The sequence below is a fragment of the Pseudomonas sp. GW821-FHT09C09 genome (assembly GCF_059418105.1).
On record NZ_JBWKPF010000002.1, the window covers coordinates 926,180 to 940,880 of the forward strand.

The window sequence follows — 14,701 nt, forward strand, 5'->3', positions numbered from 1 at the left end:
AGGATTCCGTTCGATCATGAAAACACTCATCGCCACCCTCAGCCTCGCCGCCGTCGTGCTCACCGGCTGCGCCACACCGAAACAATGGGAAGCCACCGGCGGCAGCAAGACCGACGGCGTCGTCCAGGTGTCCTATGAACTGGGCCAGTTCGAAAGCGGGCAAACCTCCGCCGCCCAGGGATTGGCCACGGCCGAAGGACGCTGCAAGGTCTGGGGCTACAAGAGCGCCGAAGTGTCCGGCTCGGAGAAAAACATCTGCCGCACCATGGGCCAGTACAACTGCCTGCAAACCACCATCACGCAGGACTATCTGTGTAAGCGCTGACCGCTTCGGTCTGCCGGTCGCGCAGCGCACGCAAGGTCGCGCGCAGCTCGGCCGGGCGCACCGGTTTGGACAAAATTGCTATCTGGCGGTCATGCAGGGCCGCCTGGATTTTTTCGATGTCATGCCCGGTGATGATCATGGCCGGCACCGCAAAACCCCGCTGACGACGAACGTCATCGATGCACTCGATACCGGTGCTGTGCGAACCAAGGTCATAGTCGGCGACGATAATGTCGCAGTCGGTGACCAGCCCCTGCCCCGTCAACTCGGCCTGCACGACGCAGCCCCAACGTTCGAGCAACGCCGACGTCGCCAGCAGAACGTTATGGTCATCCTCCACCAGACACACCTTCAACCCCGTCAGCAATCCGACCTGACGAACCTCGTCGCGACTGACCGGAAACTGTGGCGCCGCCCGTGGCAATCCTTGCAGCGTCACGGCCGTGCCATGCCCCAGCCGCGAGCGAATCAACACATCGACACCGATCATCTGCCCCAGCCGCTTGACGATCGACAGGCCCAGCCCCACGCCTTCAACGTCCTTGTCGCGCAGTTGACGAACCCGATAAAACTCCTCGAAAACTTTGGGCAGATGTTCCTCGGCGATGCCGCTGCCACGGTCATACACCACGATGGACAACCCTGCGCCCTTTCTGCGCACGCCCACCAGCACCGGCCGCTGCGCGCCATATTTGAAACAGTTGGACAACACGTTCTGCACCATGGTCGCCAGCAAGGCCGGATCCGTGTACACCCAATGCTCGCAACGGTGCAGACGCAGATCCACTCCGGCCCAACGCGCTGCTTCGGCATTCTGGCGAATCAGTTCCGTCAGCCACTGCCCCAGCTCCAGCGTTTGCATCCTGGGTTGAACCCGGCCGTTATCGAGGGTGTACAGATCGAGGATCGAGCGGAAAAGCTGCGACACGTTAAGCAGCGACCGGTCGATATTGTCCACCAGCCGCCGCTCATCCTCGCCCAGCCGCGATTCGCGCAGGCACGCGGTAAACAGGCCGATGGAGTGGATCGGCTGGCGCAGGTCATGACTGGCCTGGGCCAGGAATCGCGATTTCTCCAGGTTGGCCGCGACGGCTTCTTCAGATGCCTTGCGCGTGCGCTCCAGCAACAGGTGCGCATACACCGGAATCACCGTGCTGGTGATCATCAGCATCAGCACCATGAACGGTTGCGCCTGCCAGTACGGCGTCAACCGATAGACCGCCAGCAGCGCGAGCAATGCCAGCACCGTGGCGATCGCCAGATAGCGCGAGCCGTAGCGCATGCCGTTGCCGAGGTTGACCCAGACCATGACGGCATAGATGGGCAGCGCAGCCTCGCCGCCGACCACCAGCCCGAAACTGGTGCCGGTGTAATCGTGGACCATGCCGAATATCCGCCGCGCCGGATAATGCCCCGGCCAACGCACGATGGCCTGACGCAGCCCGACGGAGGCCAGCAAAAACAGGGCAATGTAAGTGACCACCGGCAGATAGGTATCGAAGCGCTGGCCCGGCAGGAAACCGAGCACTCCCATGTACACCAGCGCGATACTGGCGATGATGATGCGCAGATTGGCCTGGTCGAGCTCGGTGTTCTTTTCGAACTTCATGGGGAACGTCCTTGTGCGGCAATCGTCAGAATCAGCACGAACCGACAGGCAACGCCTTCGCCCGGTGCTAAGGTGCACGCCGTGAGAAATGTCGACCCAGGGAGGGTTGTGCCATGACATGCCGAATCATCATAGCCGACGATCATCCGCTGTTTCGCGAAGCGATGGTGCGCACGGTAAGTCGTCTGTTGCCTGAGGCGCAGATCGAAGAAGCCGGCGATCTGGAGGCGGTGCTCGCCCTGCTGCCTTCCGGCGATGAGCCGGACACCTTGATCCTCGATCTGCGTTTCCCCGGCCTGACTTGCGTCAGCCAGCTCGGCGAACTGCGCCGGCGCCTGCCGCGTACCACGCTGATCGTGGTGTCGATGGTCGATGACGAGGCACTGATCGGCGAAGTCATGACGGCGGGCATCGATGGTTTCATCGGCAAGAACATTGCCCCCGACGAGATCGGCGAGGCCATCCTGTCGATCCGCGAAGGCGAAGTGCTGGTGAAGTTCGCCCCGTCGGGCCTGCTTCCACTGGAAACCGGCACCGCCCTCACCCCGCGTCAGCAGGATGTCCTGCGGCTGATCGCCCAGGGCAAGACCAACAAGGAAATCGCCCGTGAACTGGATATTTCCCCGTTCACGGTGCGGATTCATGTGTCGTCGTTGTTGCGGGCATTGAATGTGCCGTCGAGGGCGGCGGCAGCGGTGAAATATTCCGGGGCGATGTAACGTATTTCTGCGTCAGCGGTGCGGGTGCACCGTCAGCGCCACCAGTTTCACCACGATTGGCCGGACCACCAGGATGCACAAAAACGCCACGGGCATTGCCAGTTTGTAGGCGTGCAGTGCATTGCTAAGGTAGTCCGACTCAATGCCGGAGTTTGCTGCGGTGATCACCAGTGACATCAGGAACGCCATGATGGTCGCCATGTACAACGCGAACACGTACGGCGTGGCACGGGCAGACAGCTTGCGCGGGCTGAGTGCGGCGATGGTTGAGGGAAGTCGCTGATTCATGTCGGTCCTTGTTGTTTGAAATGCTCGGGCGTCGAGCACCCTAACAACCCGAGCATCCGGAAACTAGACGGATCATCGTGAGGACTTTATAAACAAAATCTTATGAATATTCAGTGACCGGGATCCGCACATGAATCTGCTGGGTGCAATCGATTGCTTTATCAAAGTCGTTGAGGCGGGATCGATCGTCGGCGCCGCAAAAGTCCTCGGGGTCAGCGCTGCCGCCGTCAGCCAGACGCTCAACCGCCTGGAGGCTCACCTCGACACACGCCTTCTGCAACGCACCACCCGCAGCATGGCGCTGACCGAAAGTGGCTCGGTGTACTTCGAGAAAGTGAAGCGTATAGCGCTCGATCTTGAGTCCGCGCAGAGCGCCATCAGCCACCCTCAGACGCTACTTCAAGGGCATCTGAGCATCGCCTCCACCGCCGGATTCGGACGCCACGTACTGGCGCCGGTCATTGCCGGTTTCGCCGAGCGCTACCCGCAGCTGACGCTCGAGCTCTCGACCACCGACCGCAAGATCAATCACCTGCATGAAGGTATCGACCTGAGCCTGCGCATCGAGCCGCAACTGGAGGATGGCATCATCGCGCGCAAAGTCGCGACAGTGCCATTCGTGATTTGCGCCAGCCCCGGTTATCTGCAAAGGGCCGGTTACCCGGCTACCCCGGAAGATCTTCCGCAGCACGCCTGCCTTGCGTTCCGTTACCCGCTGGACGGGCGCTTCCTGCGCTGGTGGTTCATCCGCGACGGTCAGCGCTTCGAAGCACCGATCAATGCAACCGGGATCAGCGACGACATCGATGCCCTGGCGCAGATGACGGCTCATGGCGCGGGCATTGCGCGACTGGCCGAATTCGTTGCCGCCCCCTACCTGGAAAGCGGTGAACTCGTCCGGCTGCTTGAACCCGGCGACGGATCAAACCTTGCCGTCACTGCCCCTCTCGAAATCTACGCCTGCGTGCAGGAGCGCGCCGCCATGACCCCCAAGGTCAAGGCATTTACGGACTATCTGTTTGAGCATCTGCAAACACGATGGCCCGTTCGCTGATTGTCAAGGATCAACCTGCGCCATCAGTTCCTGCACTGACTCCTGGCGTTTCGCATAACGCTGCGCCAGCACCGCACAGACCATCAACTGAATCTGGTGAAACAACATCAGCGGCAGAATCAGCACACCGATGGTGCTGCCGGCAAACAACACCTGCGCCATCGGCACACCGGTGGCCAGGCTCTTTTTCGAGCCGCAGAACAGGATGGTGATGCGGTCTTCCAGGTTGAAGCCGAACAACTTGCCCAGCAGCGTCGACGCCAGCAGCACCAGCCCCAGCAGGATGCAGCAGGCCACCACGAGACCGAGCAGGTCAATCACCGGAATCTGGTGCCAGATGCCTTCGTTGACGGCTTGACTGAACGCGCCGTAGACCACCAGCAGAATCGAACCCTGATCGACGAACTTCAGCCAGTTCTTGTTGCGACCGACCCAGGCGCCGATCCAGCGACGGGCGATCTGACCGGCGATGAACGGCAGCAGCAGTTGCACGCTGATCTTCAGGATCGCATCGACGGTCGAACCACCGTCGCCATGCACGTTCAGCAACAAGGTCACCAGCAACGGCGTGAGAAAGATCCCGAACAGGCTGGACGCAGCCGCGCTGCAGATTGCCGCCGGAATATTGCCCCGGGCCAGCGAGGTGAAGGCAATGGCCGACTGCACCGTAGCCGGCAATGCACAGAGGTAAAGCATGCCCATGTACAGGTTGTCACCGATCATCGGCGACAACAGCGGTTTGAGCGCCAGCCCCAACAGCGGGAACAGGACAAAAGTCAGGCTGAACACCAGCAGATGCAGGCGCCAGTGACCGGCGCCAGCGATGATCGATTCACGGGAAAGCTTGGCGCCGTGCAGGAAAAACAGCAGCGCAATTGCAATGTTGGTCAGCCAGCCGAAGCCGACCGCGACCTGGCCGCTGGCGGGCAGGAAGCTGGCAAGCAGCACCACGGCGACGAGGGTCAGGGTGAAGTTGTCGGGCAGGAATCTTGGGCGCGTCATGGTTTGTTCATCCGGGGGTTGCCAGTACGTGGAAGCGACTCTAACGTGACTGGAAATTACCGACTAACGCCGAAGAGCCGCAAGATGCCGCCAAAAGGACACGACAAGAGCGTCAGACGCAGCATTCCCGGGCTGCCGAGCCTGCCGCGTCCGTTGTATGGGCGCACCGAATCGCTGCCCAATCGAGCCCTGACCCGGCGCCATAGCCATCCATGGGTGCAATTGTCTTACGCGATCCAGGGCGTGCTCGAAGTGCAGACCGCCGCCGGTCGTTTCGTCGCCCCGCCGGAGCGCGCCGTGTGGATTCCGGCGGGGGTGCCGCATCGGGTATTCAGTTCGCCGCACACGGAAATGCGCAGTCTGTACATCGATTGCAGCGTGGCGGGTTGGGCGCTGGAGCGTTGTCATGTGCTCGGCGTCAGCGATCTTTTGCGGGAGCTGATCCGGGCCTTCAGTCAGATTCCTGTCGAGTATGACCAGAGCGGCCCTCACGGACGCCTGGCACAGGTGATCCTCGATCAATTGGCCGAAGCCCCGCAAATCGACCTGATGCTGCCACTGCCTCAGGACATCCGTTTGCGGCAGATTTATCAAAGTCTCGAGCAACATCCGGAACAGCAGACCACACTCAGTCACTGGAGCGAAAAGCTCGGCGTGACTGAGAAAACCCTCAGCCGGCTGTTCTTGCGTGATACCGGTCTGACCTTCCGCGCATGGCGCCAGCGCTTGCGTTTACTGGGCGCGCTGACACCGCTGGAGCGTGGCGAGCGGGTCACCGAAGTGGCTCTGGCCTGCGGTTATGATTCGACATCGGCGTTCATCGCAGCCTTTCGCCAGCAGTTTGGCGAGACGCCTGGAGAATTTTTTCGCTAATTTTTGTCGATATTTATCGAATTAGGACATGCCAATCGACAAACTTCAGGGTAGAGTTTCGTCCATCAAGAATGATTGACACGTTTCGACGATAACAATGATCAACCACCCTTTAGCGAACCTGTCGGCGGTAACAGCATGATCGAAGTCACTGAAGTCTCCATTGCTCAACTGCGCTCGGCGCTCGAATCCGGCCAGACCACCGCGGTTGAACTGGTCCAGGCCTATCTGGCGCGTATCGATGCCTATGACGGCCCGCAAACCGCCACCGCCCTGAACGCGGTGATCGTGCGCAACCCCGAGGCCCTGAAGGAAGCCGAGGCGTCCGATGCCCGTCGCGCCAAGGGCGAAACCCTCGGTCCGCTGGACGGTATCCCCTACACCGCCAAGGACAGCTATCTGGTCAAAGGCCTGACCGCTGCGTCCGGCAGCCCGGCATTCGCCGATCTGGTGGCCCAGCGTGATGCGTTCACCATCGAGCGCCTGCGCGCCGGCGGTGCGATCTGCCTGGGCAAGACCAACATGCCGCCGATGGCCAATGGCGGGATGCAGCGCGGGGTCTACGGCCGCGCTGAAAGCCCGTACAACGCCGCTTATCTGACTGCGCCGTTTGCTTCCGGCTCGTCGAACGGTGCCGGCACCGCCACTGCTGCAAGCTTCTCGGCATTCGGTCTGGCGGAAGAGACCTGGTCGAGCGGTCGCGGCCCCGCATCCAACAATGGCCTGTGCGCCTACACGCCGTCCCGTGGGGTGATCTCGGTGCGCGGCAACTGGCCGCTGACGCCGACCATGGACGTGGTGGTGCCGTACGCACGGACCATGGCCGACCTGCTGGAAGTCCTCGACGTAGTTGTGGCCGAGGACGCCGACACCCGTGGCGACCTGTGGCGCCTGCAGCCCTGGGTGCCAATCCCGAGCGTCGCCTCGGTGCGCCCTGCTTCCTACCTTGAACTCGCAGTGAAAAGTGACGCTCTGGCTGGCAAACGCCTGGGCGTGCCGCGCATGTACATCAACGCCGACCCTGAGGCCGGCACCAGCGACGAGCCAGGCATCGGCGGCCCGACCGGGCAACGCATCAACACCCGCGCCTCGGTGATCGACCTGTGGAAACAGGCTCGCCAGGCCCTCGAAGCTGCCGGCGCGGAAGTCATCGAAGTGGATTTCCCGCTGGTCTCCAACTGCGAAGGCGATCGTCCGGGCGCACCGACCGTGTTCAATCGCGGCATCGTCTCCAAAGAGTTCATGCACCACGAACTGTGGGACCTGTCCGGCTGGGCCTTCGATGATTTCCTGCGCGCCAACGGCGACCCGAAACTCAATCGACTGGCAGATGTCGACGGGCCGAAAATCTTCCCGCACGACCCGGGCACCTTGCCCAACCGTGAAGGCGACCTCGCCGCCGGCATGGACGAATACGTGCGCATGGCAGAACGTGGCATCACGCCGTGGGATCAGATCCCGACGCTGCCGGACGGCCTGCGCGGTCTGGAAAAGACCCGCAAGCTCGACCTCGAAGACTGGATGGATCGCCTCGGCCTCGACGCCGTGCTGTTCCCGACCAACGCCGACGTGGGCCCGGCGGACGCCGACGTCAACCCGGCCTCGGCGGACATCGCCTGGAGCAACGGCATCTGGGTCGCCAACGGCAACCTCGCGATCCGCCACCTCGGCGTGCCGACCGTCACCGTGCCGATGGGCGTGATGGCTGACATCGGCATGCCGGTGGGGCTGACGTTTGCCGGCCGTGCCTATGACGACTCGACGTTGCTGCGTCTGGCAGCGGCGTTCGAAGCGACCGGGTCGAAACGACTGGTGCCGCCACGCACGCCAGCACTGGCGGCAGGCAAGTAAATGCAAAACGGCGGGATCAATTGATCCCGCCGTTTTTTATCGCTCTGCCAGCTCTTCCAGCAAATCCGCCGAAGGCACGAAGAACAGACTGCCGGTGACCGCCGTGCTGAAGTCCAGCAATCGATCGTAATTGCCGGGCGGTTTGCCGACGAACATGTTTTCCAGCATCTGCTCCAGCGGTTCCGGTGAACGCGCGTAACCGATGAAGTAAGTGCCGAATTCACCTGCGCCGGGCCGGCCGAACGGCATGTTGTCGCGCAGGATTTTCACCTCTTCGCCATCCTTGGTGATGGTCGTCAACGCGCTGTGGGAGTTGCTCGGCTTGACCGCGTCATCCAGCTCGATATCGGACAGCTTGGTCCGCCCGATCACCCGTTCCTGCGCTTCGACCGGCAATTCGTTCCACGCCTTCATGTTGTGCAAATACTTCTGCACCAGCACATAACTGCCGCCGCTGAACGTCTGATCTTCATCGCCTACGAGGGTGAAATGCTCGGCTTTGCGACCGACCGGATTCTCCGTACCGTCGACAAAACCGATGATGCTGCGCATGTCGAAATAGCGGAAACCCTGCACTTCGTCGGTCACCGCCACGGCGCCGTCCAGCGCCGACATCAGTTGCGTCGCCAGCTCGAAACACAGATCCATCTGATCCGCGCGAATGTGCAACAGCAGGTCGCCCGGCGTGGAAACGGCACGCCGCCCTTCTACACCGAATTCGCGAAAGTCATGCAGCGACGCCGGTCGCGGACTGCCGAACAGACGATCCCAGGCGCTGGAAGAAAACCCGCAGACGCAGGACAGATTGCCCGAAGGCACGCGCTTGCCGACCGAGCGTGTCAGGCCTGCGATATCGGCGCACCAGCCGCGGACCTTTTCGGCCGCCTCGGCTTCGGCGTTGAGGGTCGCCACAATGAAGATCGCAGCGCTGGTGATCGGGCTGCAGACGGCTTGAGGATCTGGCGTGTCGATGATCGTCGCTCCTGGCGTGATGGACTGGCTCGACAGCGAGGTTAGCAAAGAAGTGTTGAATGAAGTATTACCCGCATCTGCCCATCTCACCTGACACTTCGTTATTCACGAACAATACCCACGAAATAAACGATTTTTCTTCGTCGGAATTCTCCTACTAGCATGGCCCCGTCTACCCCGAAAAACATAAAGACAGGGAGAACGACATGCACCCCATCAACATCGGCGAACCCTGGATGTGGGCCGCCTTCATCGTTTTTGTCCTCGCCATGCTGGCCGTTGACCTGTTTGTCTTCGGCGGGCGCAAGGCCCATCGGGTCTCGGTACGTGAAGCCTCATCCTGGGTGATTGCGTGGTGCATGCTGGCGCTGGCTTTCGCCGGGTTGCTCTGGTGGTATCTCAACGGCGAATTCGGCCCCGAAATCGCCAAGGTCAAGACCCTGGAATTCCTCACCGGTTATCTGATCGAGCAATCGCTGTCGATCGACAACATGTTCGTGTTCGTGATGATTTTCGGCTACTTCGCCGTGCCGCCGGAGTTGCAGCGCAGGGTGCTGCTGTACGGCGTACTCGGGGCGATCGTGATGCGCGCGGCGATGATCTTTGCCGGGGTGTGGCTGGTGTCGCAGTTCACCTGGCTGTTGTATGTGTTCGGCGTGTTCCTGATCATCACCGGGATCAAAATGCTGGTGTTCGCCGAACAGCAACCGGACCTCGATAACAATCCGCTTCTGCGCTGGGTGCGCGGCCATCTGCGGATCACCAACGGTTTTCATGGCGAGCGCTTTTTCGTGCTGCAGAACGGCGTGCGCTGGGCCACGCCGATGTTTCTGGTGCTGGTGCTGATCGAGGCCAGCGACCTGATGTTCGCGGTCGACAGCATCCCGGCGATTTTCGCGGTGACGACCGATCCGTTCATCATTTTCACCTCGAACATCTTCGCGATCATGGGCCTGCGGGCGTTGTACTTTCTGCTGGCGGACATGGCCGACCGCTTTCACCTGCTCAAGTACGGACTGGCGCTGGTGCTGGTGTTCATCGGCGGGAAGATGACGGCGATGCCGTGGTTCCACATGCCGGTGGAGTGGTCGCTGGCGATTGTCGGCGGGGTGATACTGGCGTCGGTGTTGCTCAGTCTGGTGCTGACGAAGAACAAATCGCCCGAAGAAAGTCAGGCGAAATAACGGCCGAGGGAGCGAACTGGATGCGCTCCCTCGGCTTTGAACTTACTTATCGGACTTGATGCTGGTCCAGACTCGCGTCCGCACCCGTTCCAGCTTCTGTGGCAATGGCTGCACCACATACAGCGTCTTGAGCGCCTCGCTGGTCGGCGTCAGGTTCGGGTTGCCGGTAATTTCCTTGTTGATCAGCGGCAGCGAGTCCTTGTTGGCATTCGGGTAGCCGAGGAAGTCGCTGATCGAAGCGATGACCTTCGGATCCAGCAGGTTGTTGAGGAATTCGTGGGCCTCTTCAACGTTCTTCGCGCTCTTCGGAATGGCGAAGGTGTCGAACCAGATCGGCGCGCCCTCCTTCGGCAGGCGCCAGTCGACCACCACGCCGTTTTTCGCCTCTTTGGCGCGGTTGCCGAACTGGTAGAAGCTGCCGGAATAACCGATAGCCACACAGATGTCGCCGTTGGCGATATCGGTCATGTACTTGGCCGAGTTGAAATAGGTGACGTAAGGGCGAACCTTGAGCATCAGGTCCTTGGCTTTCTCATAGTCCGCCGGGTTCTGGCTGTTCGGGTCGAGCCCCAGATAATGCAGAGCCAGCGGGAGGATTTCCGAAGGCGAATCGAGCATCGCCACGCCGCAGGATTTGAGTTTTTCCATGTTCTCGGGCTTGAACACTAGATCCCAGCTGTCCACCGGCGCATTCTCGCCCAGCGCAGCCTTGACCTTGGCCGGGTTGAAACCGATCAGCACCGTGCCGACCATGTACGGCACGCCGTACTGGTTACCGGGATCGTTGGAATCAAGCAGCTTGAGCAGCGCCGGGTCCTGGTGACTCCAGTTCGGCAGTTTGGACTTGTCGAGTTTCTGGAACACGCCGGCCTTGATCTGGGTATCGAGGAACTGGTTCGACGGCACCACCAGGTCGTAGCCGGAGTTGCCGGTCAGCAACTTGGCTTCGAGGGATTCGTTGGTGTCGAAGGTGTCCCAGGTCACTTTGATGTTGCTTTTGGCGGCGAAGTCCTTGGGCACCGACGGCAGGATGTAATCCGCCCAGTTGTATACCCGCAGTTCGCGCTGTTCGGCCTGCACGGCGCCGGCCAGCAGCGTCAGCCCGCAAACAGTAGCGCCCAGAATGCGTTTCATCGTGACCATATTGTGTTTCCCCGAATGCAGCGTGAGTCGATGGTTTTTATGTTCTGTACACGGCAGCGGCTGTCAGGTCAGCCAAGGGCAAGGAAGGTGCAGCGTCTTGTTGTGGCTTCGATTCTTGCCGACAAGCGCACAAGGCGCACAGTAGCCGATTGGCCAAAAGGGGATCGATATGGCCAATTTGCGTGACCGTCAGAATACTGAAACGACAATGCCCGGCGAGTGGCCGGGCATTGTTTGAACAGACGGCGATCGGTCAGTCAGTGAAACCCAACTTTGTCGCCCTGCTCTGCTGCGTCTGCCCGCGCGTCGCCAGGCAGTAATACAACGGGCACGTCACGATCAGGCCGACCAGCCATGACAGGTCCGCGCCGTCCACCAGGTTGGCGTAGGGGCCGACGTACAACGAAGTGTTGGCAAACGGCAGCTGCACGATGATGCCGATGAAATAGGCAATGATCGCGTGCAGATTGAAGCGCCCGTAGATCCCGCCATCGGCGCGGAAGATCGAGGCGATGTCGTAGCTGCCGCGCTTGATCAAGTAGAAGTCGATCAGGTTGATCGACGCCCACGGCACCAACACCAGCAGCAACGCCAGAATCAGGCCGATGAACTCGGAGATGAAGTCTGCCGAAGCCCCCAGCGCCACCACGCAGCAGCCCGCCAGCACGACGCTCGACAAAATCACCCGCACCTTGATGCTCGGCGTCCACTGGCTGGCGAAGGTCTGGATCGAGGTGATGATCGACAGCACCGCGCCATACAGATTCAGCGCGTTGTGGCTGATGATGTTGAGCAGGAACAGCACCATCAGAATCGGCCCCAGCCAACCGGTGGACTGCTTGACCGCCGCCATCGCCTCGGTGCCTTCCGGCGTCGCCAGCACCGCTACTGCGCCGAAGGTGAACGACAGAATCGTGCCCAGCGTGGCGCCCAGATAAGTCGCGATAAATGGCTTGCTGATCCCGATGTCCGCCGGCAGGTAACGGGAATAGTCCGAGACGTACGGCGAGAAACTGATCTGCCAGATGATGCCCAGCGACACCGTCGCCAGCCACCCGGACAGATTGAAGCTGCCACGGGTAAAGAAGTCCGCCGGCAAGTCATGGGCAAAGATGTAGATGAAGCCGGCCAGCAACGCGCTGCCCATCACCCAGGTGCCGATGCGGTTCAGTGTGTGGATGAAGTTGTAGCCGATCACGCCGATGGCCGTGGCGCTGAGGGCGCCGATCAGAATGCTCAGCGGCGCCGGCACCGACGGCGCAATGCCGACGATGGATTTGCCCGCGAGCACGATGTTGGAAATGAAGAAACCGATGTAGATGATCGCCGCGAAGAACACGATCAGCAGCGCACCATAACGCCCGAACTGGCCACGGCTCTGCACCATCTGCGGAATGCCCATGCGCGGGCCTTGCGCCGACGCCAGGGCGATCACCACCCCGCCGATCATGTGCCCCAGCGCAATCGCCAGCAGCCCCCAGAACAGGTCGAGATGAAACACCTGAACCACCATGGCGCCGGTGACGATGGGCAGTGGCGCAATGTTGGTGCTGAACCAAAGGGTGAATAGGTCGCGGGCCTTCCCGTGGCGTTCCGCGAGTGGGACGTAGTCGACCGTGTGATTCTCGATCAACGGATCTTGCCGGGACATCTGGGACATATATGAACTCGATTGGGTCTGTTCTTATCGTTGTATGAAGCCAAACCGGGGACGATCCTGGTCGCCCCTCAGATGAACACCATATTATGGTATTCCAACATTTTCACAAGACTGATCCGCTGTTTACGGCGGCAACTGATCCGGCATCCTCCCCGATAGCCAGGCTTTACGGCTAGACGAAAGCCCCGTAAATGTTGAGTTTCCGACGAATGCACCACGTTTATCGTTTCACCAAAAAAGCGCTTGCAATCGATGTATTACGGTATACCATCAGACCCACAAACGAATAAAAACACGCTTCACCGCACTCGAGGATTGACCAATGATCGATGCTGCCGTCTACAAACAAGTCATGGGCTCGTTCCCGTCCGGCGTCACCGTCATCACCACGCTTGATGACGACGGCCAGATCGTCGGCTTGACCGCCAGCGCTTTCAGTTCGCTGTCGATGGACCCGGCCCTGGTGCTGTTCTGCCCCAACTACAGCTCCGACTCCTATCCCGTCCTGATCAAGAACAAACGCTTCGCCATTCACGTGTTGTCCGGCGGCCAGCAGAGCGAAGCCTATGCGTTCGCCCGCAAAGGCAAAGACAAGGCCCAGGGCATCGAGTGGACACTGAGCGAACTGGGCAACCCGATCCTGGCCAACGCGACAGCTATCATCGAATGTGAGCTGTGGCGCGAATACGAAGGCGGCGACCACGCGATCATGGTCGGTGCGGTGAAGAACCTCATCGTGCCCCAACAGGACGCCGGCCCGCTGGTGTATTGCCACGGCAAGATGGGCGCCCTGCCCGCTTTCGCCTGATCCGCACAATTGCATTTAAACAGGCCTGCATGCGACCGGCCGACCACAAGAGATTCGAGGTAGCGTCATGAAATTTTCCCTGTTCGTACACATGGAACGCTGGGACGAAAGCGTCAGCCACCGTCAACTGTTCGAAGACCTGACCGAACTGACGTTGATGGCCGAGGCCGGCGGTTTCAGCACCGTGTGGATCGGCGAACACCACGCCATGGAATACACCATCTCGCCGAGCCCGATGCCGCTGCTGGCCTACCTCGCCGCCAAAACCACCACCATTCACCTCGGCGCCGGCACCATCATCGCGCCGTTCTGGCACCCGCTGCGGGTCGCCGGTGAATGCGCCCTGCTCGACGTGATCAGCAACGGCCGGATGGAAGTCGGCCTGGCCCGTGGCGCCTATCAGGTGGAATTCGACCGCATGGCCGGCGGCATGCCTGCTTCCAGCGGCGGCCAGGCGCTGCGGGAAATGGTCCCGGTGGTGCGCGCCCTGTGGCAAGGCGACTACGCCCACAATGGCGACATCTGGAAATTCCCTACTTCCACCAGCGTGCCGAAACCGATCCAGCAGCCGAACCCGCCAATGTGGATCGCCGCCCGCGACCCGGACTCCCACAACTTCGCCGTGGCCAACGGCTGCAACGTGATGGTCACGCCGCTGATGAAGGGCGATGAAGAAGTCCTCGACCTGAAAAACAAATTCCAGACCGCGCTGGACAACAACCCCGACGTGCCACGTCCGCAATTGATGGTGTTGCGTCATACCCACGTGCATTCAGTGGATGACCCGGAAGGCTGGAAGGTCGGCGCTAAAGCCATCTCACGTTTCTACCGCACGTTCGATGCATGGTTCGGCAACAAGGAAGTACCGGTGAACGGCTTCCTCGCTCCGAGCCCTGAAGAGAAATTTGCCGGTCGGCCGGAGTTTGAGCTGGAGAGCCTGCACAAGACGGCGATGATCGGCACGCCGGAAGAGATCATTCCGCGGATCAAGTACTACCAGGAACTGGGGGTGGATGAGTTTAGTTTCTGGTGCGACAACAGCTTGCCGCATGCGGAGAAGAAAAAGTCGCTGGAGTTGTTTATCAAGCATGTGGTGCCGGCGTTTCGTTAACCAATCTGCTGATTGTATGTACCCAATAAAAACGCCCTGATAATCCAGGGCGTTTTTTGTGCCACGCTTCGGAAGCTAATTATTTCCCTGACGTTGATTTTT

The 14,701-nt window shown here is 60.5% G+C and carries 14 protein-coding genes; 8 read left to right on the forward strand and 6 right to left on the reverse strand.

Translation table 11 applies throughout. The features are described 5' to 3' along the window. The first annotated feature begins 16 nt into the window (after window positions 1-16). Complete coding sequence (gene yecR / locus AC07NR_RS09095) at window positions 17-325, forward strand: YecR family lipoprotein (RefSeq protein WP_007950440.1); 309 nt, start codon at window positions 17-19, stop codon at window positions 323-325. On the opposite strand, the gene AC07NR_RS09100 is transcribed toward yecR, so the two are convergent. Next, complete coding sequence (locus tag AC07NR_RS09100) at window positions 297-1,934, reverse strand: ATP-binding response regulator (protein WP_495078392.1); 1,638 nt, start codon at window positions 1,932-1,934, stop codon at window positions 297-299. The genes yecR and AC07NR_RS09100 overlap by 29 nt on opposite strands. A gap of 113 nt (window positions 1,935-2,047) precedes the next feature. Here AC07NR_RS09100 and AC07NR_RS09105 point away from each other — a divergent pair, with 113 nt between their 5' ends. Continuing rightward, window positions 2,048-2,653, forward strand: a complete 606-nt coding sequence (locus AC07NR_RS09105; protein WP_495078393.1) for a LuxR C-terminal-related transcriptional regulator — start codon at window positions 2,048-2,050, stop codon at window positions 2,651-2,653. Between the two features lie 12 nt (window positions 2,654-2,665). On the opposite strand, the gene AC07NR_RS09110 is transcribed toward AC07NR_RS09105, so the two are convergent. After that, window positions 2,666-2,941 (reverse strand): DUF2798 domain-containing protein, encoded by a 276-nt coding sequence (locus AC07NR_RS09110; protein WP_495078394.1) that lies wholly within the window; start codon window positions 2,939-2,941, stop codon window positions 2,666-2,668. 130 nt (window positions 2,942-3,071) lie between these two features. Here AC07NR_RS09110 and AC07NR_RS09115 point away from each other — a divergent pair, with 130 nt between their 5' ends. Continuing rightward, entirely contained in the window at window positions 3,072-3,995 is a 924-nt protein-coding gene (locus tag AC07NR_RS09115; RefSeq protein WP_495078395.1) for a LysR family transcriptional regulator, read from the forward strand. A 3-nt stretch (window positions 3,996-3,998) separates the two neighbouring features. Here the strand turns inward: AC07NR_RS09115 and AC07NR_RS09120 are convergent, their stop codons facing one another. Further along, window positions 3,999-4,997 (reverse strand): bile acid:sodium symporter family protein, encoded by a 999-nt coding sequence (locus AC07NR_RS09120; protein WP_495078396.1) that lies wholly within the window; start codon window positions 4,995-4,997, stop codon window positions 3,999-4,001. A gap of 84 nt (window positions 4,998-5,081) precedes the next feature. On the opposite strand from AC07NR_RS09120, the gene AC07NR_RS09125 reads away from it, so the two are divergent. Next, the gene (locus tag AC07NR_RS09125) at window positions 5,082-5,870 is read left to right on the forward strand and encodes an AraC family transcriptional regulator (RefSeq protein WP_248740725.1); all 789 of its coding nucleotides are present in this window, start codon (window positions 5,082-5,084) and stop codon (window positions 5,868-5,870) included. Between the two features lie 138 nt (window positions 5,871-6,008). Then, window positions 6,009-7,721, forward strand: a complete 1,713-nt coding sequence (locus AC07NR_RS09130; protein ID WP_495078397.1) for an amidase — start codon at window positions 6,009-6,011, stop codon at window positions 7,719-7,721. A 36-nt stretch (window positions 7,722-7,757) separates the two neighbouring features. Here the strand turns inward: AC07NR_RS09130 and AC07NR_RS09135 are convergent, their stop codons facing one another. Continuing rightward, entirely contained in the window at window positions 7,758-8,696 is a 939-nt protein-coding gene (locus AC07NR_RS09135) for a Dyp-type peroxidase (protein ID WP_412546979.1), read from the reverse strand. Window positions 8,697-8,899: 203 nt separating this feature from the next. Between AC07NR_RS09135 and AC07NR_RS09140 the strand changes: the two genes are divergently transcribed. Further along, complete coding sequence (locus AC07NR_RS09140; protein WP_495078398.1) at window positions 8,900-9,877, forward strand: TerC family protein; 978 nt, start codon at window positions 8,900-8,902, stop codon at window positions 9,875-9,877. Between the two features lie 42 nt (window positions 9,878-9,919). On the opposite strand, the gene AC07NR_RS09145 is transcribed toward AC07NR_RS09140, so the two are convergent. Next, on the reverse strand, window positions 9,920-11,020 hold the full coding sequence (locus tag AC07NR_RS09145) for a polyamine ABC transporter substrate-binding protein (protein ID WP_432216914.1): 1,101 nt from the start codon (window positions 11,018-11,020) through the stop codon (window positions 9,920-9,922). A 253-nt stretch (window positions 11,021-11,273) separates the two neighbouring features. Beyond that, a complete protein-coding gene (locus tag AC07NR_RS09150) occupies window positions 11,274-12,680 on the reverse strand; it encodes a purine-cytosine permease family protein (protein WP_495078399.1) in 1,407 nt (468 codons plus the stop codon). 322 nt (window positions 12,681-13,002) lie between these two features. Here AC07NR_RS09150 and AC07NR_RS09155 point away from each other — a divergent pair, with 322 nt between their 5' ends. Together AC07NR_RS09155 and AC07NR_RS09160 are read left to right on the forward strand one after the other, a co-directional pair. Further along, window positions 13,003-13,488, forward strand: coding sequence for a flavin reductase family protein (locus AC07NR_RS09155; protein WP_007950450.1), 486 nt, complete (start codon window positions 13,003-13,005; stop codon window positions 13,486-13,488). Window positions 13,489-13,555: 67 nt separating this feature from the next. Beyond that, a complete protein-coding gene (locus tag AC07NR_RS09160) occupies window positions 13,556-14,599 on the forward strand; it encodes an LLM class flavin-dependent oxidoreductase (RefSeq protein WP_114883637.1) in 1,044 nt (347 codons plus the stop codon). Window positions 14,600-14,701: the final 102 nt, after the last annotated feature.

Excerpts from the sequence above, each read along its gene's own strand:
- AC07NR_RS09120 (WP_495078396.1), bottom strand. The coding sequence starts at position 4,997 with ATGACGCGCCCAAGATTCCTGCCCGACAACTTCACCCTGACCCTCGTC.
- AC07NR_RS09115 (WP_495078395.1), top strand. The coding sequence starts at position 3,072 with ATGAATCTGCTGGGTGCAATCGATTGCTTTATCAAAGTCGTTGAGGCG.
- AC07NR_RS09105 (WP_495078393.1), top strand. The coding sequence starts at position 2,048 with ATGACATGCCGAATCATCATAGCCGACGATCATCCGCTGTTTCGCGAA.
- AC07NR_RS09160 (WP_114883637.1), top strand. The coding sequence starts at position 13,556 with ATGAAATTTTCCCTGTTCGTACACATGGAACGCTGGGACGAAAGCGTC.
- AC07NR_RS09140 (WP_495078398.1), top strand. The coding sequence starts at position 8,900 with ATGCACCCCATCAACATCGGCGAACCCTGGATGTGGGCCGCCTTCATC.
- AC07NR_RS09110 (WP_495078394.1), bottom strand. The coding sequence starts at position 2,941 with ATGAATCAGCGACTTCCCTCAACCATCGCCGCACTCAGCCCGCGCAAG.
- AC07NR_RS09130 (WP_495078397.1), top strand. The coding sequence starts at position 6,009 with ATGATCGAAGTCACTGAAGTCTCCATTGCTCAACTGCGCTCGGCGCTC.
- yecR (WP_007950440.1), top strand. The coding sequence starts at position 17 with ATGAAAACACTCATCGCCACCCTCAGCCTCGCCGCCGTCGTGCTCACC.
- AC07NR_RS09145 (WP_432216914.1), bottom strand. The coding sequence starts at position 11,020 with ATGGTCACGATGAAACGCATTCTGGGCGCTACTGTTTGCGGGCTGACG.
- AC07NR_RS09125 (WP_248740725.1), top strand. The coding sequence starts at position 5,082 with ATGCCGCCAAAAGGACACGACAAGAGCGTCAGACGCAGCATTCCCGGG.
- AC07NR_RS09155 (WP_007950450.1), top strand. The coding sequence starts at position 13,003 with ATGATCGATGCTGCCGTCTACAAACAAGTCATGGGCTCGTTCCCGTCC.
- AC07NR_RS09150 (WP_495078399.1), bottom strand. The coding sequence starts at position 12,680 with ATGTCCCAGATGTCCCGGCAAGATCCGTTGATCGAGAATCACACGGTC.
- AC07NR_RS09100 (WP_495078392.1), bottom strand. The coding sequence starts at position 1,934 with ATGAAGTTCGAAAAGAACACCGAGCTCGACCAGGCCAATCTGCGCATC.